Origin of the sequence: Kitasatospora sp. GAS204B (assembly GCF_029892155.1) — a bacterium.
Taxonomy (GTDB): domain Bacteria; phylum Actinomycetota; class Actinomycetes; order Streptomycetales; family Streptomycetaceae; genus Kitasatospora.
In genome coordinates this window covers 58,175-77,623 of record NZ_JARZAG010000006.1, presented here as the reverse complement: position 1 = coordinate 77,623, position 19,449 = coordinate 58,175, and the positions used below count along the sequence as shown (strand labels likewise).

The 19,449-nt window shown below is 71.3% G+C and carries 16 protein-coding genes and 1 pseudogene; 13 read left to right on the top strand and 4 right to left on the bottom strand.

All coding sequences use genetic code 11. The features are described 5' to 3' along the window. Positions 1-5: 5 nt before the first annotated feature. A complete protein-coding gene (locus tag P3T41_RS10195) occupies positions 6-1,325 on the bottom strand; it encodes a pyridoxal-phosphate dependent enzyme (protein WP_280689335.1) in 1,320 nt (439 codons plus the stop codon). Next, complete coding sequence (locus P3T41_RS10190) at positions 1,322-2,785, bottom strand: Y4yA family PLP-dependent enzyme (protein WP_280689334.1); 1,464 nt, start codon at positions 2,783-2,785, stop codon at positions 1,322-1,324. Before P3T41_RS10190 ends, P3T41_RS10195 begins: the two co-directional genes overlap by 4 nt. Before the next feature lie 182 nt (positions 2,786-2,967). On the opposite strand from P3T41_RS10190, the gene P3T41_RS10185 reads away from it, so the two are divergent. The 11 genes and pseudogenes from P3T41_RS10185 (at position 2,968) to kdpA (P3T41_RS10135) (ending at position 14,952) form a co-directional block, all read left to right on the top strand. Further along, on the top strand, positions 2,968-3,138 hold the full coding sequence (locus tag P3T41_RS10185) for a hypothetical protein (protein ID WP_280689333.1): 171 nt from the start codon (positions 2,968-2,970) through the stop codon (positions 3,136-3,138). Beyond that, a complete protein-coding gene (gene kdpF, locus P3T41_RS10180) occupies positions 3,135-3,224 on the top strand; it encodes a K(+)-transporting ATPase subunit F (protein WP_280689332.1) in 90 nt (29 codons plus the stop codon). The genes P3T41_RS10185 and kdpF (P3T41_RS10180) overlap by 4 nt, the downstream gene beginning before the upstream one ends. 9 nt (positions 3,225-3,233) lie before the next feature. After that, positions 3,234-4,895, top strand: coding sequence for a potassium-transporting ATPase subunit KdpA (gene kdpA / locus P3T41_RS10175; RefSeq protein WP_280689331.1), 1,662 nt, complete (start codon positions 3,234-3,236; stop codon positions 4,893-4,895). Further along, positions 4,892-7,003, top strand: a complete 2,112-nt coding sequence (kdpB, locus tag P3T41_RS10170; RefSeq protein WP_280689330.1) for a potassium-transporting ATPase subunit KdpB — start codon at positions 4,892-4,894, stop codon at positions 7,001-7,003. Before kdpA (P3T41_RS10175) ends, kdpB (P3T41_RS10170) begins: the two co-directional genes overlap by 4 nt. A 15-nt stretch (positions 7,004-7,018) precedes the next feature. Then, complete coding sequence (kdpC, locus tag P3T41_RS10165; protein WP_280689329.1) at positions 7,019-7,648, top strand: potassium-transporting ATPase subunit KdpC; 630 nt, start codon at positions 7,019-7,021, stop codon at positions 7,646-7,648. Between the two features lie 43 nt (positions 7,649-7,691). Further along, a pseudogene (locus P3T41_RS10160) lies at positions 7,692-8,816 on the top strand (universal stress protein); the annotation flags it as partial. Positions 8,817-9,611: 795 nt separating this feature from the next. Continuing rightward, positions 9,612-10,031: an SAV_915 family protein gene (locus P3T41_RS10155; protein WP_280689328.1), complete on the top strand. Its 420-nt coding sequence runs from the start codon at positions 9,612-9,614 to the stop codon at positions 10,029-10,031. A 123-nt stretch (positions 10,032-10,154) separates the two neighbouring features. Beyond that, entirely contained in the window at positions 10,155-10,244 is a 90-nt protein-coding gene (gene kdpF / locus P3T41_RS10150) for a K(+)-transporting ATPase subunit F (protein WP_280689327.1), read from the top strand. Further along, positions 10,244-12,394 carry a potassium-transporting ATPase subunit KdpB gene (gene kdpB, locus P3T41_RS10145; RefSeq protein WP_280689326.1) on the top strand — a complete coding sequence of 717 codons (2,151 nt, stop codon included), beginning with the start codon at positions 10,244-10,246 and terminating at the stop codon, positions 12,392-12,394. The genes kdpF (P3T41_RS10150) and kdpB (P3T41_RS10145) overlap by 1 nt, the downstream gene beginning before the upstream one ends. A gap of 2 nt (positions 12,395-12,396) precedes the next feature. After that, complete coding sequence (locus P3T41_RS10140; RefSeq protein ID WP_280689325.1) at positions 12,397-13,296, top strand: potassium-transporting ATPase subunit C; 900 nt, start codon at positions 12,397-12,399, stop codon at positions 13,294-13,296. A gap of 3 nt (positions 13,297-13,299) precedes the next feature. After that, complete coding sequence (gene kdpA, locus P3T41_RS10135; RefSeq protein WP_280689324.1) at positions 13,300-14,952, top strand: potassium-transporting ATPase subunit KdpA; 1,653 nt, start codon at positions 13,300-13,302, stop codon at positions 14,950-14,952. Between the two features lie 67 nt (positions 14,953-15,019). On the opposite strand, the gene P3T41_RS10130 is transcribed toward kdpA (P3T41_RS10135), so the two are convergent. After that, positions 15,020-15,601, bottom strand: coding sequence for a nuclear transport factor 2 family protein (locus P3T41_RS10130; RefSeq protein ID WP_280689323.1), 582 nt, complete (start codon positions 15,599-15,601; stop codon positions 15,020-15,022). A 122-nt stretch (positions 15,602-15,723) separates the two neighbouring features. On the opposite strand from P3T41_RS10130, the gene P3T41_RS10125 reads away from it, so the two are divergent. Further along, positions 15,724-16,272, top strand: a complete 549-nt coding sequence (locus P3T41_RS10125) for a MarR family transcriptional regulator (RefSeq protein WP_280689322.1) — start codon at positions 15,724-15,726, stop codon at positions 16,270-16,272. Positions 16,273-16,279: 7 nt separating this feature from the next. Here the strand turns inward: P3T41_RS10125 and P3T41_RS10120 are convergent, their stop codons facing one another. Further along, positions 16,280-17,122, bottom strand: coding sequence for a hypothetical protein (locus tag P3T41_RS10120; protein WP_348533638.1), 843 nt, complete (start codon positions 17,120-17,122; stop codon positions 16,280-16,282). Positions 17,123-17,434: 312 nt separating this feature from the next. Between P3T41_RS10120 and htpG the strand changes: the two genes are divergently transcribed. Then, the gene (gene htpG, locus P3T41_RS10115) at positions 17,435-19,357 is read left to right on the top strand and encodes a molecular chaperone HtpG (protein ID WP_280689321.1); all 1,923 of its coding nucleotides are present in this window, start codon (positions 17,435-17,437) and stop codon (positions 19,355-19,357) included. The last annotated feature ends 92 nt before the right edge of the window (positions 19,358-19,449 follow it).

Genomic DNA, 19,449 nt, shown 5'->3' with positions numbered 1-19,449 from the left:
CCCCCTCAGTCCCGGACCAGCGGCGCGCCGGCGTCGCGCCAGCCGATGATGCCGCCGGCCAGGCTGCGCACGTCGGGGTGTCCCATCCGGGTCAGCAGGGCCGCGTACCGCACCGACTTCTCACCGACCGGGCAGGCCAGCAGCACCGGCTGCTTCTTGCCGAACGGCAGCCCTCCGTACAGGAGTTCGTCGAACAGCTCGTCGACGATGTTGATCGAGTCCTCGATGCGCAGCGCCGCGTACGCGAACGGGCCGCGCAGGTCGATCACCAGCGGTCGGTCCTCGGCGATCCACTTGCGGGCCGCGTCCACGTCCAGCGCGGTGACCTCGGCCAGTTCGGCCTCGGTCAGCGTCGCCACCGAGTTCTGCCTGGGCGGCTGGTTCAGCAGCTCGGGCCGGCGCTTGCGGATGTAGCTCAGATAGCTCTCGACCCGGTCGCAGACGATGAAGACCGCGGTCCTGCGCTCGGTCAACCCCTCGTCCAGCGCCCGCAGATGGCGCACCGCACCGTGGTACGCGCCACCGCCGGTGGGGCCGGCCAGCAGGCCGCAGCGGCGGACCAGGGTCAGCAGGCCGTCGATCGCGTGGTCGGCGGTCACCGTCTCGATGCTGTCGTAGGTGGCGGGGTCGAAGAGACCGACCTCGTGGACCTCGTCGATGTTGCGGATGCCCGGGATGAAGTCCGACTTGTCCGCGACCAGACCGACCACCTCGATCCCCGGGTTGGCGGCGCGCAGCACGGTCGCCACCCCGGTCGAGGAGCCGGCCGTGCCGACGCAGGCGATGATGTAGTCGGGGGCCCGGCCGTCGAGGTCCCGCAGGATCTCCGGCCCGGTGCCGGCCAGGTGCGCCTCGAGGTTGAGCGGGCTGTAGTACTGGTCGGTGTGCAGGTAGCCGCTCTCCGCCTCGGAGAGCATCCGGTGGATCCTGGTCAGCGGGTCGTCGGTGTTGCTCGGGTCCAGGCACTCGCTCTGGCCTGGCAGTTCCTCGATCTCCGCGCCGAGCAGCAGCAACAGGTCCTTGATCTCCGGCACCTTCATCCGGTTCGTCACGCTCTTGAACGGCAGCCCGTGCATCCCGGCGATCACGGCCAGGGCCTTCGCGGTGTTGCCGCTGGACAGTTCGACGATCGCGTCACCGCGCTCGACCGCGGTGGCCAGCTTCGGGCGGGTCATGCTCCACGCGGCCCGGTCCTTGACCGAGCCGAACGGGTTGAGCATCTCCAACTTGGCGTACAGGTCGATGTTCCGCAGGCCGTGCACCGCCGGGCTGATCCGCACCAGCGGGGTGTCGCCGATCACGTCGGTGATGCTGTCGTACCTCACTGCTGTTCCCCCGTAGCGAAGTCGGGCCAGTACTGGGTGTCCAGCCGCCAGCGCCAGGAGCCGTTCTCCCGGTACGCGGCGACCTTGCGGGCGATCGGCTGGTGCAGCGCGTGGTCGGCGCTGAAGTCCATGAAGTAGCCGGCGGTGTTGGCGAAGGCGAGCAGATCCCCCGGGCTCGGCAGGGCGGGGAGGTGGACCAGCCGCCGGGTGATCAGGTCGGCCTCCAGGCAGAGGTTCCCGATCAGGTACACCGCCACCGGGTCGGTGCCGGACGGACGCCCGCCGCCCCGCGGGATGACGATCGGGTCCATCAGCACCCCGTGCTCTTCGAGGCTGACATCGCGCGCGTTCATCTCGACCCGCACCAGGCAGTCGCCGCCCGGGGTGTGCCGGACCTCCAGGACCTTCGCCAACGCGACGCCGCACTGGTCGACCAGTGCGCGCCCCGGCTCGATGTGCAGGTCGTAGAGGTTCTCCAGCAGCAGGGTGGCCAGTGGGCGACCCAGCGACGGCGCCGGGGAGGCGAGCAGCTCGTCCAGGTAGGCCTCGGCGGCGATCGGCCGGTGGGCCGGGTACAGACCCAGCGCCCCGCGCAGGGTGCCGGCCTCGGCGCGCAGCCCGTATCCGTGCCCCTGCCAGGTCAGCGCGGGCCGCCGGCCGAGCACGGCACTGGTGAGTTCGCTCGTGTAGCGCTCCCACTGCCCCGCGTCGGCCAGGTAGTTGACGCCGAAGCCGCCACCGATGTCGATGACCTGCGGGCGCAGGCCACGGCGGCGGCACTCGTCCATGACCCTGACGCAGGTTTCGAGGGCCACCGCCTTCTCGGCCACCCCGACGGTGTCCAGGTGGTAGGCGACACCGATCAGCTCGACGGCGTCGCGGTGCCGCTCGACCGCCTCCAGCAGACCCGCCACCTCGCCGACCGGGGAGCCGAAGCGGCTCGGCCGGCTGAGCACCGTGACGCCGGGCGCCTCGAAGCCCGACAGCCGCAGCAGCACCCGCACCCGGGGCAGCCCGTACTTGCCGACCAGCACGGCCAGTTCCAGCAGCTCGGCCCGCGAGTCGACGCCGACGGTGACGCCGGTGCGGGCGGCCAGCCAGCGGAACTCCGGGTTCTTGGGCCCGGTGGCCAGGATCCGGTCCGGGGTGAAGCCCGCGCCGAGCGCGTGCTGCAGCTCGCCGAGCGAGGCGACGTCGATGCCCGCCTCGGTCACCGTGAGCTGCCGCACCAGGGCGCTGGACCGGTTCGCCTTGTGAGCGAAGAAGATCCCGCCCGAGAGGTGATGCCGCTGGTAGACGGCACGGAACCGGGCCACGTTCGCCGCGATCTGCTCGGGCAGCACCACGTTGAGCGGCGAGCCGAGGGCATCCACCAAGGTGTGCAGGAAGTCGGCGGACTCCAGCACCGAGCGGAGCCGTGGCTCCAGCCGGGGTTCCAGGTACAGCGGCGATGAGCGCATGGCGACGTGACCCCCCGTGAGAATCCGCTACGTGCGGTGCGGGTACGACGCGACCCCCCACCACCCTCTGTTCGTAACGATAACTGTTTTCATGATCAGTTGACAGTCTTATCGTTGCACCGCCGCAATGCTCCCGTCATGGTCGGTTTCCCGGTCGGCCCAGGAAAACTACGGACCGTCAGATGCGCGACCCGACAATCGGAGAGAGCGGCTCAGGCAGCTCCCACGACCCGCAGCCGGCGGGTCCCGACACTCCGGTTGGAGCCTTCATGGCGGACCTGGCCTTCGTCGTCGTCACGCTCGCCGTGTTCGGCGTCCTCGCACTGATCGCCAAGGGGGTGAGCCGGCTGTGACGGCGGACAACATCGTCGGGCTGATCGTCGCGGCGGCCCTGGTGGTCTACCTGCTGCTGGCGCTCACGCACCCGGAGCGGTTCTGAGGTGGCCCGGTGACTCCCACTCTGGCGGGCGTGCTGCAGGCCCTGGCCCTGGTCGCCGCCCTCGCGCTCTCCTACCGGCCGCTCGGCGACTACCTCGCCCACCTGCTCAGCAGCCCCAAGCACCTGCGGATCGAACGCGTCGGCTACCGGCTGATGGGCGTCCACCCGGACCACGACCAGCCATGGCTCGGCTACCTGCGCAGCGTGCTGGCCTTCTCGGCGGTCTCGGTGCTCTTCCTCTACGCCTTCCAGCGGCTGCAGAGCCACCTCTGGCTCTCGCTGGGTTTCCCCGCCGTCCCGGCCCCCACCGCCTTCAACACGGCGACCTCCTTCGTGACCAACACCAACTGGCAGTCGTACTCGGGTGAGACGACCATGGGCCATCTGGTGCAGATGGCGGGCCTGGCGGTGCAGAACTTCGTCTCGGCCGCCGTCGGCGTGGCGGTGGCCGCCACGCTGATCCGGGGCTTCGCGCGCAGCCGGACCGACCGGGTGGGCAACTTCTGGGTCGACCTGACCCGGATCACCCTGCGGGTGCTGCTGCCGGTCTCGGTGGTCTTCGCGATCGTCTTCGTGGCGAGCGGGATGGTGGAGAACCTGCACGCCGCGCAGCAGATCACCGGGCTGGCGGGGCAGACCCAGTCGATCCCCGGCGGCCCGGTGGCCTCCCAGGAGGTGATCAAGGAGCTGGGCACCAACGGCGGCGGCTTCTACAACGCCAACTCCGCCCACCCGTTCGAGAACCCCACCGCGTTCACCAACTGGCTGGAGATCTACCTGCTGCTGGTGATCTCCTTCGCGCTGCCGCGCACCTTCGGCCGGATGGTCGGCGACAACCGTCAGGGCTACGCCATCGTCACGGTGATGGCCCTGTACTGGGTGGTCTCGGCCATCCTGATGACGATCGCCGAGTGGCGCCATGAGGGCAGCGCGCTGCAGGCGGCCGGCGCGGCGATGGAGGGCAAGGAGGTCCGGTTCGGCATCGCGGGCTCCACCCTCTTCGCCGCCTCCACCACGCTCACCTCCACCGGCGCGGTGAACTCGATGCACGACTCGTACACCGCGCTCGGCGGCGGGTTGACCATGTTCGACATCATGCTCGGCGAGATCGCCCCCGGCGGCACCGGCTCGGGCCTGTACGGGATGCTGGTGCTGGCCGTGATCACGGTCTTCGTCGGCGGGCTGATGGTCGGCCGCACCCCGGAGTACCTGGGCAAGAAGCTCGGCGGCCGGGAGATGAAGTTCGCCTCCCTCTACATCCTCACCACCCCCGCCATCGTGCTGATCGGCACCGGGACGGCGATGACCTTCAAGGCCGAATGGTCCGCCGCGCTGAACGGCGGGCCGCACGGCTTCTCGGAGGTGCTCTACGCCTTCGCCTCGGCGGCCAACAACAACGGCTCCGCCTTCGCCGGCCTGACCGCCACCAGCACCTGGTGGAACACCGCGCTGGGCCTGGTCATGCTGTTCGGCCGGCTGCTGCCGATGGTCTTCGTGCTGGCGCTGGCCGGCTCGCTGGCCGGCCAGCAGCCGGTCCCGGCGACCGCGGGCACGCTGCCCACGCACCGCCCGCTCTTCGTCGGCATGCTCGCCGGCGTCGTGCTGATCGTGGTCGGTCTCACCTACTTCCCGGCGCTCGCGCTGGGTCCGCTCGCGGAGGGGCTCAAGTGATCCCGGTGAACGGCGCGCAGGAGCAGGAGGAGCACGAGGCGCACCGCGTCTCGGGCGGGCTGCTCGACCCGAAGCAGCTGATCGAGTCGCTGCCGAACGCGGTGCGCAAGCTCGACCCCCGGGTGATGGTCCGTCACCCGGTGATGTTCGTGGTCGAGGTCGGGTCGGTGCTGACCACCATCTCGGCGATCCGGCACACCAGCGTCTTCGCGTGGGTGATCGCGGTCTGGCTCTGGCTGACCGTGGTCTTCGCCAACCTGGCCGAGGCGGTGGCCGAGGGCCGGGGGAAGGCGCAGGCCGACACGCTGCGCAAGACCCGCACCGAGACGGTCGCCCGCCGGCTGACCGACTGGCGGCCGGGCGCGAGCGCGGTGGCCGAGGCGGAGATCGCGGCCGCGCAGCTGCGGCTCGGCGACCACGTGGTGGTCGAGGCCGGGCAGATCATCCCCGGGGACGGCGACGTGGTCGAGGGGGTCGCCAGCGTGGACGAGTCGGCGATCACCGGCGAGTCGGCGCCGGTGATCCGCGAGTCGGGCGGCGACCGCTCGGCCGTGACCGGCGGCACCAAGGTGCTCTCCGACCGGATCGTCGTCAAGATCACCTCGGAGCCCGGCAAGACCTTCATCGACCGGATGATCGCGCTGGTCGAGGGCGCGGCCCGGCAGAAGACGCCGAACGAGATCGCGCTCGACATCCTGCTGGCCTCGCTGACCATCGTCTTCCTGCTGGCCGTGGTCACCCTGCAGCCGATGGCCGCCTACGCCGGCGCCGAGCAGACCACGGTGGTGCTGATCGCGCTGCTGGTCGCGCTGATCCCGACCACGATCGGCGCGCTGCTCTCCGCGATCGGCATCGCCGGCATGGACCGCCTGGTGCAGCGCAACGTGCTCGCCCTCTCCGGTCGGGCCGTGGAGGCCGCCGGCGACGTCTCCACCCTGCTGCTGGACAAGACCGGCACGATCACCTTCGGCAACCGGCAGGCCGCCGAGTTCATCCCCATCGGCGCGGCGGAGCTGGCCGAACTGGCGGACGCCGCCCAGCTGTCCAGCCTGGCCGACGAGACCCCCGAGGGCCGCTCGATCGTGGTCCTGGCCAAGGAGCGGTACGGCCTGCGGGCCCGCACCCAGGGCGAACTGGCGCACGCGGCCTGGGTGCCGTTCACCGCGCAGACCCGGATGAGCGGCGTGGACCTGACCGAGGACGGCGAGCACCATCGGATCCGCAAGGGCGCGGCGGCCTCGGTCGCCGCCTTCGTGGTGCAGCACGGCGGCACGGTGGGGCCCGAGGTCGACGCCGCGGTGCAGCGGATCTCCTCCGGCGGTGGCACCCCGCTGGTGGTGGCGGTCCACCCCGGCAGCCGGCCGGCCCGGGTGCTCGGCGTGATCAACCTCAAGGACGTGGTCAAGCACGGCATCAAGGACCGCTTCGAGGACCTGCGCCGGATGGGCATCAAGACCGTCATGATCACCGGCGACAACCCGCTGACCGCCGCCGCGATCGCGGAGGAGGCCGGGGTGGACGACTTCCTGGCCGAGGCCACGCCCGAGGACAAGATGGCGCTGATCCGTCAGGAGCAGAGCGGCGGCAAGCTGGTCGCGATGACCGGTGACGGCACCAACGACGCCCCGGCGCTGGCCCAGGCCGACGTCGGAGTGGCGATGAACACCGGGACCTCGGCCGCCAAGGAGGCCGGGAACATGGTGGACCTGGACTCCAACCCCACCAAGCTGATCGAGATCGTCGAGATCGGCAAGCAGCTGCTGATCACCCGTGGTGCGCTGACCACCTTCTCGATCGCCAACGACGTCGCGAAGTACTTCGCGATCATCCCGGCGATGTTCGCCAGCGTGTACCCGGGGCTCAGCAGCCTCAACGTGATGCACCTGCACAGCCCGACCTCGGCGATCACCTCGGCGATCGTCTTCAACGCGCTGATCATCGTCGCGCTGATCCCGCTGGCACTGCGCGGCGTGCGCTACCGGCCGTCCTCGGCCTCGGCGCTGCTGCGCCGCAATCTGGGCGTCTACGGGGTCGGCGGGCTGATCCTGCCGTTCCTCGGCATCAAGCTGATCGACCTGGTCGTGCAGTTCATCCCCGGACTGCGCTGAGCGAAGGAGCGCCTCGTGGCGAATCCGCTGGCCACCCTGGCCAAGCTGCATCTGACCGGCCTGCGCGTGCTGCTGGTCTTCACCGTGCTCTGCGGGATCGCCTATCCGCTGGTCATCGTGGGCCTCTCGCAGGCCCTGCTGCCCGGGCAGGCCAACGGCTCGCTGGTGCGCCAGAACGGGCAGGCGGTCGGTTCGGGACTGATCGGCCAGAACTTCACGCTCCCCGCGTCCGGCCCGAGCGCGGCGCCGCAGCCGGACCCCAAGTGGTTCCAGCCGCGTCCCTCGGCGGCCGGGAGCAGCGGCTACGACGCGAGCGCCTCCGGCGGCTCCAACCTCGGGCCGAACGACCCGGGCCTGCTGAAGTCCGTCCAGCAGCGCCGGTCGGCCGTCGCCGCCTTCGACGGGGTGGACCCGGCCCAGGTGCCGCCGGACGCGGTGACCGCCAGCGGCTCGGGCCTCGACCCGGCGATCTCCCCGACCTACGCTTATCAGCAGGTCGACCGGGTCGCCAAGGCCCGCGGCCTGGACCCGCAACGGGTCCACCAGCTGGTCGCCGACCATGTCGAGGGCCGGGTGCTCGGCTTCCTCGGCCAGCAACGCGTGGACGTCGTGACGCTCAACCTGGCGCTCGCCCGGCTCGGCTGACCGCGCGCCACCACGCGTGACCGCGCCTGCGAGGAGGACTGCGATGGCCGAGCCGCAGCAACCGGCCCAGGCGGCTCCCGTGCGCACCGGACGGGGTCGGCTCAAGGTCTACCTGGGGGCCGCACCCGGGGTCGGCAAGACCTTCCGGATGCTGGAGGAGGGCCACCGGCGCGCGGCCCGGGGCACCGATGTGGTGGTGGCCTTCGTGGAGTGCCACGGCCGGTACCGCACCGAGGAGATGCTGCACCCGCTCGAGGTGCTGCCACGCGTCGAACGCGACTACCGCGGCGGCCGGTTCGACGAGTTCGACCTCGACGCGGCGCTCGCCCGGCGGCCCGGGGTGGCGCTGGTCGACGAACTCGCCCACACCAACATCCCCGGTGGGCGGCACGAGAAGCGCTGGCAGGACATCGAGGAACTGCTGGACGCCGGCATCGAGGTCATCACCACGGTCAACATCCAGCACCTGGAGTCGCTGAACGACGTGATCCAGAAGATCACCGGTGTGCCGCAGCGGGAGACGGTGCCGGACGAGGTGGTGCGCCGGGCCGAGCAGATCGAGCTGGTCGACATGCCGCCGGAGGGACTGCGCCGGCGGATGGTGCACGGCAACGTGTACGCGCCCGACCGGGTGGACGCGGCGCTGGCCAACTACTTCCGGATCGGCAACCTCACCGCCCTGCGCGAGATCGCGCTGCTCTGGCTCGCCGGCCGGGTGGACGACGCGCTGCGCCGCTACCGGGTCGACCACGGGATCGACGAGACCTGGGAGACGCACGAACGGGTGGTGGTCGCGCTCACCGGGGGCCCCGAGGGCGACACCCTGATCCGCCGGGCCGCCCGGATCGCCGCGCGCGAGAGCGGCGGCGACCTGCTCGCGGTGCACGTCGTCCCCGGTGACGGGCTCGCCGACGTGGCCTCCGGCACGCTGGCCGCCCAGCGACGGCTGGTGGAGTGCCTGGGCGGCAGCTACCACCAGGTGGCGGGCGAGGACGTCCCCGCCACGCTGCTCGGCTTCGCCCGGGACCACGAGGCGACCCAGCTGGTGCTCGGCACCAGCCGCCGCAGCCGGCTGCGGCGCAGGTTCACCGGGCCCGGCATCGGCGAGACCACCACCGAGCTGTCCGGGGACATCGACGTGCACCTGGTCACCCATGCGCACTCGGGGCACCAGGTCCGGCAGCACCAGGGGCCGCACGAGCCGGCGGCCGTCGAGGCGGGCGAGCCGCCGCGGTCGGGCGAACGGTTGCCGAGCACCGGACAGGCGGTCGCGGAATCCGCCGGCCCGGCGGACGAGCTTCGCCGGGCGCTGGCCACGGCCCTTCGGGCTGTTGATGAACTCGCTGCTTGCTATAGCAAACTGACGGATGATCAGCGGGCCGAGCTGGCGGCCGCGCAGACCTCGCTCAAGGAACTCGGCGGCCTGGCGGACAGGTTCCCGGCGCCCTGAACGGCGACCGCACGACCCGCCGAGGCCCTAGACCACTATGCAGGGCCCGGCCGCCATGCCAGGCCCTGCATCGGTCCCCCACCACCTCGCCGCCGCGGTCGATCAGCAGAATCGCCGCGCGCGGACGGGCACCGGCCCTTCTCCCCCACAGAGTCGAACGGCGCCCTCGAACGTCGACGCTAGGGCGCGTCACCGTTCCGACCCCGGCCTCCTGACGCGATCTTCACGACACCGTGGCGCATCTTGACGACTCCTTGGCGCTGCGCTGCGCAGCGCTGCGCGGCGCCGCCGGCCGCCGCACGCCGTTTCAGCAGGTCCTACGCGCTCGGGCGGCGTCTCGGCCAGGGTTGGCGCCACCGATATCAACACCGTGTCAGGAGAACGGGCTTCGGGATCAAGGAGCCGTCAGGACCGCTGCGTATCCACCGGCCGCCGGGCATAGCGTCACTGCTGCGCCCCGGTAGCCCGGACCAGCGCGGTACCCATCCCGTTCCACCTGTGTGGAGGTATGCCATGAACCAGCGTCAGGACGCCGAGGCCCCCGAGCCCAACGAACCCGTCCCGACCGGACAGTTGCTGGTCCCCGTCCGGTCGGGTCCGCTGGGCCACGCGCCCCGCTTCTTCCGCAGCCCGCTCGGTGCCCGCACCGCGGTCGCCTTCAGCACCGAGCGGCAGCTGACCGAGGTCCTCGGTCCCGACCAGCCCTGGATCGTCCTGGCCGAGTCCGCGCTGCGCGCGCTGGCCGAGCCGCTGGGCGTCACCGCGCTCACCGTCGACCCGCAGCTGGCCACCCCCGCGCCGTCGCCGCTGCCGGCCGGCTTCGCCGTACCGGCCACCGCGCCGTGCGAGCGTCTCCCGCAGACTCCCGACCCCGATCACTGGCCCGCGGCCGCCTTCGCGCCGCGCCCCAGCCGGGTCGGTCGCGCCGCCTGACGGCGCCCCGATACCCCTCCGGGCGGTCGCCGGCTCCTCACCAGGTGGCCGCCCGGAGGAGAGCTGTGCCCACCCGTCCATGTGCCCTTCGTGGTTCCCCCCTGCTCGATCGAGGCCCCCCCAATGAGCGTCGAGAACGCCGTCGGCCTGCTGATCGCGGTAGCCCTGGTCGGCTACCTGATCCTGGCCCTGAAGTACCCGGAGAAGTTCTGATGTCCGCGGCAGCTCCGGTGAAGCCGGACACCGACTCCGTGATCCCGCCCCCGCCCACCGGCCCGCGCCGGGTAGGGGCCGGCGTGCTCGATCCCAAGCAGCTCTGGCGTGCCCTGCCCGAGGCGCTGCGCAAGCTCAACCCGGTGACCCTGGTGCGCAATCCGGTGATGTTCGTCACCGAGGTCGGCGCGGCGCTCACCACCGTGCTAGCCGGGCGCCACCCCTCGCTCTTCGGCCTGCTGATCGCCGGCTGGCTCTGGCTGACCGTGGTCTTCGCCAACCTCGCCGAGGCGGTGGCGGAGAGCCGGGGCAAGGCCCAGGCCGACACGCTGCGCCGCACCCGGCAGCAGACCACCGCCCGCCGGCTGACCGGCTGGCCCGGCAGTACCGCCGAGGAGTCGGTGGCGGCCGCCCAGCTCCGTCGCGGCGACCATGTGCTGGTCGAGGCCGGGGAGTTGATCCCGGGCGACGGCGACGTGGTCGAGGGTGTGGCCAGCATCGACGAGTCCGCGATCACCGGTGAGTCCGCCCCGGTGATCCGCGAGTCCGGCGGCGACCGCAGCGCGGTGACCGGCGGCACCCGGGTGCTCTCCGACCAGGTGGTGGTCCGGATCACCCAGGAGCCCGGCGACAGCTTCCTGGACCGGATGATCTCGCTGGTCGAGGGGGCGAACCGGCAGAAGACGCCGAACGAACTGGCGCTCAACCTGCTGTTGACCATGCTGACCTTCGTCTTCCTGCTGGCGGTCGTGACGCTGCAGCCGATGGCGGTCTTCTCCAAGCACTACAACGTGGCCGCCCACAACACCGCCGTGCTGAACGGCGACGGCGTCACCGGGATCGTGCTGGTGTCGCTGCTGGTCTGCCTGATCCCGACCACGATCGGCGCGCTGCTCTCCGCGATCGGCATCGCCGGCATGGACCGGATGGTGCAGCGCAACGTGCTGGCGATGTCGGGGCGGGCCGTGGAGGCGGCGGGCGACGTCAACACCCTGCTGCTCGACAAGACCGGCACCATCACCTTCGGCAACCGGCAGGCGTCGCAGTTCCTGCCGGTGGGCGACGTCGCACAGCGGCGCCTGGCCGAGGCCGCGCTGCTCTCCAGCCTGGCGGACGAGACGCCCGAGGGCCGTTCCATCGTCTCCTTCGCACGCACCCACTACGAGTTGACGGAGCATCAGGACGAGGGTGCGGCCTTCGTCCCGTTCAGCGCCACCACCCGGATGTCCGGGGTGGACCTTCCCGGTGGCAGCTGCCTGCGCAAGGGCGCGGCGGCCGCCGTCGCCGCCTGGGTGCGCGAGCGCGGCGGCGAGGTGCCGCCCGCGCTGGGCGCCGCCGTGGACCAGGTGTCGGCGGCCGGCGGCACCCCGCTGGCGGTGGCCGAGCACGACGACTCCGGGGCACCGGCCCGGGTGCTGGGGGTGATCCACCTCAAGGACGTGGTCAAGCCCGGTCTCAAGGAGCGGTTCGACGAGCTGCGCCGGATGGGCATCCGGACCGTGATGATCACCGGCGACAACCCGGTGACGGCCAAGGCGATCGCCGCCGAGGCCGGCGTCGACGACTTCCTTGCCGAAGCCACCCCCGAGGACAAGCTCGCGTTGATCAAGCAGGAGCAGGCCGGCGGCCACCTGATCGCGATGACCGGGGACGGCACCAACGACGCGCCGGCGCTCGCGCAGGCGGACGTCGGGGTGGCGATGAACACCGGCACGTCGGCCGCCAAGGAGGCCGGCAACATGGTCGACCTCGACTCCGACCCGACGAAGATCATCGAGATCGTCGAGATCGGCAAGCAACTGCTGATCACCCGAGGGGCGTTGACCGCCTTCTCGATCGCCAACGACATCGCCAAGTACTTCGCGATCCTGCCGGCCATGTTCGGCGCGGTCTACCCCAGCCTGCACGCGCTGGACATCATGCACCTGCACTCGCCGATGTCCGCGATCCTGTCCGCCGTCATCTTCAACGCGGTGGTGATCGTGGCGCTGATCCCGCTCGCGCTGCGCGGCGTGCGCTACCGCCCGTCCAGCGCCTCGGCGTTGCTCACCCGCAACCTGTGGGTGTACGGGCTGGGCGGCGTGCTGGTGCCGTTCGTCGCGATCAAGCTGATCGACCTGCTCTTCGTCCAGTTCATCCCGGGGATCTGACCATGAACCGACTGCCCGTGTGGCTCTCCCAACACCTGGCCGCGCTCAGGGTCGTGCTGGTGCTCACCCTGACCACCGGCCTGCTCTACCCGCTCGGCATGACGGCGCTCGCCCACGTCCCCGGGCTGGCCGCCCCCGCCCAGGGTTCCGGACTCAAGGGCCCGGACGGCTCGATGGTCGGCAGCAGCCTGATCGGCCAGGCCTTCACCGACGGCAAGGGCAACGCGCTGCCGCAGTACTTCCAGTCCCGCCCCTCGGCGGCGGGCAGCGGCGACGGCTACGACCCGACCGCCTCCGGTGCGAGCAACCTCGGCGCCCAGAGCGTCGTGGACACCCTGGAGACGAACAACGACCCGAAGACCTTCAAGCCGAGCCTGCTCACCCAGGTCTGCGCGCGCAGCGCGGCCGTCGGCGCGCTGGAGCACGTGGACGGCTCGCGCCCCTACTGCACCGCGGACGGGGTGGGCGCCGTGCTCGGCGTCTACTACGACGGTGGCACCGGCGGGACGGCCACCAAGGTGGTCAGCCTCGACCAGGCCTGCCCGGCCAAGCCGTTCCTGACGGAGTATCAGGGACTTCCGGTCAGCTGCGCCACCCCCGGCGAGGGCTACAGCGGCGCGGTCACCGTGCCGATCCGCGGCGACGCGCCCGCGCACCCCGTGGTGCCGCCCGACGCGGTCACCGCCAGTGGCAGCGGCCTGGATCCGCAGATCAGTCCGGCCTACGCCGCGCTCCAGGTGCCCCGGATCGCCGGCCGGCGCCACACCAGCGAGCAGAACGTCCGCGCGCTGGTGGCCGAGTACACCACCGGGCGGGCCCTGGGCATCCTCGGGGATCCGGGCGTCAACGTGCTCGAACTCAACCTGGCCCTCGACCGCAGCTACCCGAACCAGGGGGCCTGACCCGTGATCGCCCTGATGCAAGCCTTCCTGGTGATCGCCGTGGTGGTGGGACTGCACGTCCCGCTCGGCGACCACCTGGCCCGCCAGCTCGACGGCGGCCGTCACCTGAAGATCGAACGGACCCTCTACCGCGTCTGCGGGATCGACCCGGACCGCGAGCAGGACTGGCGGCACTACCTGCTCGCCCTGCTCGCCTTCACCGTGATGAGCATCGCCGTGCTCTTCGCGCTGCTCGTCGGCCAGGGCCACCTGCCGTGGTCGCGCGGGATCGGCGGGATGCCGTGGCGCACCGCGCTGCACACCGCGGTCAGCTTCACCACCAACACCAGCTGGCAGAACTACGTGCCGGAGACCGGCACCGGGCACTTCGCGGTGATGGCGGGCCTGGGCGTGCAGGCGTTCGCCTCGGCGGCGGTCGGCATCTGCGCGGCCCTGGCGCTGATCCGCGGCCTGGTCCGGCACGGCACCGACGAGCTGGGCAACTTCTGGGTCGACCTGATCCGCACCATCGGGCGGGTCCTGGTGCCACTCGCCGTGGTGGCCGGACTGCTGCTGATCGCGCTCGGCGTCGAGCAGAACCTGGGCGGCAGCCACACCGTCACCACACTGACGGGCGGTCAGCAGACACTGATCGGCGGCCCGGTGGGCTCCTGGGAGTCCGTCAAGCTCTTCTCCGGCGACGGCGGCGGCTTCTTCAACGCCAGCAGCGCACACCCGTTCGAGAACCCGAACGCGGCCAGCAACCTGATCGAGATCGTGCTGATGCTGCTGATCCCGACGGCGTTCATCCGCACCTTCGGACGGATGGTCGGCAGCCTCAAGCAGTCCTGGACCCTGCTCGCGGTGGTCGGCATCCTGTTCGGCCTGCTGCTCGCGGCGGCCTCGCTCGCCCAGCACTCGACCCACAGCCCGGTCGCGGCGGCGGTCGGCGGCCAGTACGAGGGCACCGAGACCCGCTTCGGCATCCCCGGGACCACGCTCTTCGGCATCTCGGCCACCGGCAGCGCGGACGGCGCGGGCGGCGGCTCCTACGACAGCTTCTCCAGCCTCGGCGGCGGGGTGCTGCTGGCGGCCATGATGCTCGGCGAGATCGCCCCCGGCGGCACCGGCAGTGGCCTCTACGGCCTGCTGATCGCCGTGCTGATCGCGGTGTTCATCGGCGGCCTGATGGTCGGCCGCACGCCCGAGTACCTGCGCAAGCGGATCGGGCTCGGTGAGATGCGCTACGTGGTGATGTACGCGCTGGTCGCGCCGACCGTCATCCTGGTCTGCTCGGCCGTCTCGGTGGGCCTGGGCCAGGACGGCGCGGCCGACATGGGCAATCCGGGCCCGCACGGCCTGACCGAACTGATCTACGCCTACACCAGCAACACGCAGAGCAACGGCAGCGCGATGTCGGGCTTCAACGGCGCGACCGACTTCCACAACGGCCTGATGGTGGTCGCCATGCTGCTCGGCCGCTACGTCCCGATCGCCTTCGTGCTCGCCCTGGCCGGCAAGCTGGCCAGGCAGCGCCCGGGCGTCGTGACGGCCGGCACGCTGCGCGCCTCCGGGGTCAACTTCGTCACCCTGGCCACCGGCGCGGCGTTGATCCTGGCGCTGCTCAACTTCCTGCCCGCGCTGGCCCTCGGGCCGCTGGCGGAGGGCCTGAGGTAGCGCCGACACGCTCACTGCGCCCCCGCGCCGTCGGTCCGTCCGGACCCGGCGCGGGGGCGACGGGGTGTCAGGCGTGCAGCCAGGCCAGCACCTCGGCGTAGAACGCGTCGCGAGCCTGGGGCTCGTCGTCGCCGAGCAGCCCGTCGCCGATCGAGTAGCCGCGGGACCGCAGGTAGTAGGCGAGGAGCGCCAGGGAGGGACGGAAGGGTGCGAGTCGCGCCGGCGGGATCGTGATCGTCGTGCCGGGCACCACCGGGGCGATGGTGTCGCGCTCGTAGATCGCGTCGAGCGAGAGGATCCTCCACACGCCGTCACGGCGCTCGACGCGGTAGTTGAGGCGGACCCAGGAGACGAGGTCGACGAGGACGCCGTTGATCACCACGCGGAGTTCGACGCCTGCCGGGGCCTCGACGTAGCCCCGGTCGCCGGCGAGGTGGACGGCCGGCGGGGACATCCGGTGCACGCTCTGGTCGCCCCGCCCGACCATGTCCCGCGAGCCGGCCACGAAACCGGGGCCGCTGCCCGTGTACCAGCTCAGGCTCACCCGGGAGTCCGGCCAGTAGGCCGCCGCCAACTGCTCCCACCAGCCACGGTCGCGCCCCTGGCGCTCGTGCAGGATGAGCTGGGTGATGCGCTCGGTGTCGCTCATGGTGCCCCACTCCCTCGGTCGCGCTCGCGCGGCGCAGTTACCTTTCGTGAAAGATAGTTCGAAAGCAATTAGGATGCCAGCGCGGGAGGCGGACGCCGACGAGGACGAGGGAGTGGGGCACCATGAACGATCAGGACCGGGTGGACGCCCTCACCGCGTCCTGGCTGGCGGAGCAGCCGGAGGTCGTCCAGGGCGAGTTCCAGAGCGAGTTCGAACTGGTCAAGCGCGTCGCCCGCCTGCACGTGCTGCTCGAGGAGGTCCTGCTGGAACGGCTGCGGCCCTACGGTCTCAGCAAGGCCGAATACGACATCCTCAGCACCCTGCGCTCGGTCGGCGCCCCCTACCGGCTGCGCCCGTCCGAACTCGCCGAACGCATCCTGATGACCTCGGGCGGCATCAGCAACGCGCTCCGCCGCCTCGAGGGGCGCGGACTCGTCGGCCGGGCCACGGATCCCGCCGACGCCCGCTCCTCCCCCACCCGCCTGACCAGCGCGGGAGCCGACCTCGCGCTGGAGGCGGTCCGGGATGTGGTCGGCGCCCAGACCGCGCTGCTGCGCCGGGGCGCCCGACCGGTCACCGGGACGGCCGAGGCGAGCCAGGCCCTGCGCGCCGTGCTCATCGCCCTCGGCGACACCGCGCCGCGATCCCGGACTGCCACCGCGCTGGATTGACGCACCGTCAGTCCGCTTCCGGGCCGCCCGGATCGCCCCGGTCGTCGTGCTCGCGGCGCGAGCCGAGTTGCTCCCGGGCGGAGTGCCAACGCGATCGCATCTGCTCGACCACGGTGTCCCACTGCCGGCGGATCTCGTCGTCGGCCGGTCGCTGCCCTCGGCGGATGCGGCCGAGTTCGTCCTGCACCTCCCGCCCGACGGCTGCCGAGCCGACGGTCACCAGCATCACGATGAAGAGCGCCGAGATCATCGCGAAGACCGCGCCCACCACGCCGTAGCGGGTGGCGTAGGAACTGAAGAGGCGGGGCAGGTAGATCGTCGCGCCCACCGCGTAGAGCGCGGAGAGGACGGCGGCGATCACCCCGAACGGCAGCAGGTCCCGCCAGGCGATCCGCTTCGCGGAGAGCACCCAGCCGGTCCAGACCAGGAACGCCGCCGTCACCGGCAGCTCGGCGACGGCGGCGGCCAGTCCGAGGTACCCCCAGCCCAAGGCGGCCTGGAGCCAACCGGTGACCAGCAGGTAGCCGGCGAGGCCGGCCACCCAGCGCAGGCCGTTCGTCGTGTTGCGCACGCTGAGCGGCTTGAGCTGCCAGGTCTGCTCGAACAGTCGCTGGGTCGCCCGGGTGAAGCTCAGCAGCGAGATCACCAGGAAGATCGTGCTCACGACGCCCGCGCCGGCGTCGGCGTTCGGCGCGAACAGCTGGCGGACCGCCTCGGCGCCACCGCCGGTGAGGCCGTAGCGGCTGATGATCCGGCCCGCCAGGTCCTGGTGCCCGATCCTGGTCAGCACGGTGCCGCCGAGGATCGCGAGCGGGACCAGCGCGGTCAGCGCGCTGGAGGCCAGGGCCATCGAGCGGTCGAAGCCGACGACGGTCTGGAAGCGGCTGACGACGCGCAGCGCGAAGGTCGGGCGCAGCCAGAACGTCAGCGTCCTGGTGAGGCGTTCGCGCGTGATGTGAGCCGTCCCGCCCTCCTGACTCCCCGCGGCGTGATGCCGGCTCCCGCAGCTTCGTGACGGGGCGAGTGTAACGTGACGGACCGTCAGCGGAGCGCTGCGACGCGGAGTGCTTCACCCGCCCGACCACTGATGTCGACCGGTTGATCTACAGTGCTCAGGTCAGCTTTCCGTCACCCCGGTGACTTGAGGAGGGAATCGCAAGCCATGGCGGCTGAGACGTTTGAGTTCCAGGTGGAAGCTCGTCAGCTCCTGCAGATGATGATCCACTCGATCTACTCGAACAAGGACGTGTTCCTGCGCGAGCTCGTGTCCAACGCCTCCGACGCGCTGGACAAGCTGCGCCTGGAGGCCCTGCGCGACGACACGCTCGGCGTGGATGTGTCCGATCTGCACATCGCCGTCGAGGCCGACCGGGACGCCCGCACCCTGACGGTGCGCGACAACGGCATCGGCATGTCGTACGACGAGGTGGTCAAGCTCATCGGCACGATCGCCAACTCCGGCACCGCGACGTTCCTGCGCGAGCTGAAGGAGGCCAAGGACGCGGGCGCCGCCGAGGGCCTGATCGGGCAGTTCGGCGTCGGCTTCTACGCCAGCTTCATGGTGGCCGACGAGGTCGAGCTGCTCACCCGGCGCGCCGGCGAGAGCCAGGGCACCCGGTGGACCTCCACCGGCGAGGGCACCTACACGATCGAGACGGTGGCCGAGGCGCCGCAGGGCACCGCGGTCACGCTGCGCCTCAAGCCGGTGGACACCGAGGACGGGCTGCACGACTACACCGCCGCCTGGCAGATCCGCGAGATCGTCAAGCGGTACTCGGACTTCATCACCTGGCCGGTCCGGATGGTCCCCGAGGCCGCCACGGACACCGAGGGCGAAGCGGACCCGCAGGCCGCGCGCGAGCCGGAGACGCTCAACTCGATGAAGGCGCTCTGGGCGCGTTCGCGGGACGAGGTGTCCGACGCCGAGTACCACGAGCTGTACAAGCACATCAGCCACGACTGGCTGGACCCGCTGGAGACCATCCGGCTGCAGGCGGAGGGCACCTTCGAGTACCAGGCCCTGCTGTTCATCCCCTCGCACGCGCCGCACGACCTGTTCACCCAGGGCCACCAGCGCGGCGTCCAGCTCTACGTGAAGCGCGTCTTCATCATGGACGACTGCGAGGCGCTGCTGCCGAGCTACCTGCGCTTCGTCAAGGGTGTGGTCGACGCCCAGGACCTGTCGCTCAACGTGTCGCGCGAGATCCTCCAGCAGGACCGCCAGATCCAGATGATGCACCGCCGGCTGGCGAAGAAGGTGCTCGCCGCGGTCAAGGACCTGATGGCCGGCTCCGCCGAGCGCTACGCCACCTTCTGGCGCGAGTTCGGCCGGGTGGTCAAGGAAGGCCTGCTCAGCGACTTCGACAACCGCGACGCCATCCTCGGCATCTGCTCGTTCGCCACCACGCACGACCAGGACGAGCCGACCACGCTGAAGCAGTACGTCGAGCGGATGAAGGACGGGCAGGAGCACATCTTCTACCTGACCGGCGAGTCCCGGCAGGCCATCGAGAACTCCCCGCACATGGAGGCGTTCCGGGCCAAGGGCATCGAGGTGCTGCTGCTGACCGACCCGGTCGACGAGGTGTGGGTCGAGGCCGTCCCGGCGTTCGACGGCAAGCAGTTGCGCTCGGTCGCCAAGGGCGAGGTCGACCTCGACACCGAGGAGGAGAAGCAGCAGGCCGCCGACGAGCGGGAGCAGCGGCAGCAGGAGTACGCGGGGCTGCTCAGCTGGCTGACGGAGCAGCTGGGCGAGCAGCTCAAGGAGGTGCGCCTGTCCACCCGGCTCACCGTCTCGCCCGCCTGCATCGTCTCGGACACGCATGACGTGACCCCGGCGCTGGAGAGCATGTACCGGGCGATGGGCCAGGAGGTGCCGCGGGTCAAGCGCATCCTCGAACTCAACCCGGGGCACGCGCTGGTCAGCGGCCTCAACAAGGCGCACGGCGAGCGCGGCGGCGCGGCCGACCTCGCCGAGACCGGTGAACTCCTCTACGGCATGGCGCTGCTGGCCGAGGGCGGCGAGCTGAGCGACCCGGCACGGTTCGTCAAGCTGATGGCGGACCGCCTGGAGCGGGTGCTGTAACGGTCCGGCCTACTGCCCTCGGGGCCGACAACCTGCCACGCACCGTGGCGGGTTGTCGGCCCCGACGCATCTGCGGCGGGCGCCGCGCCTCT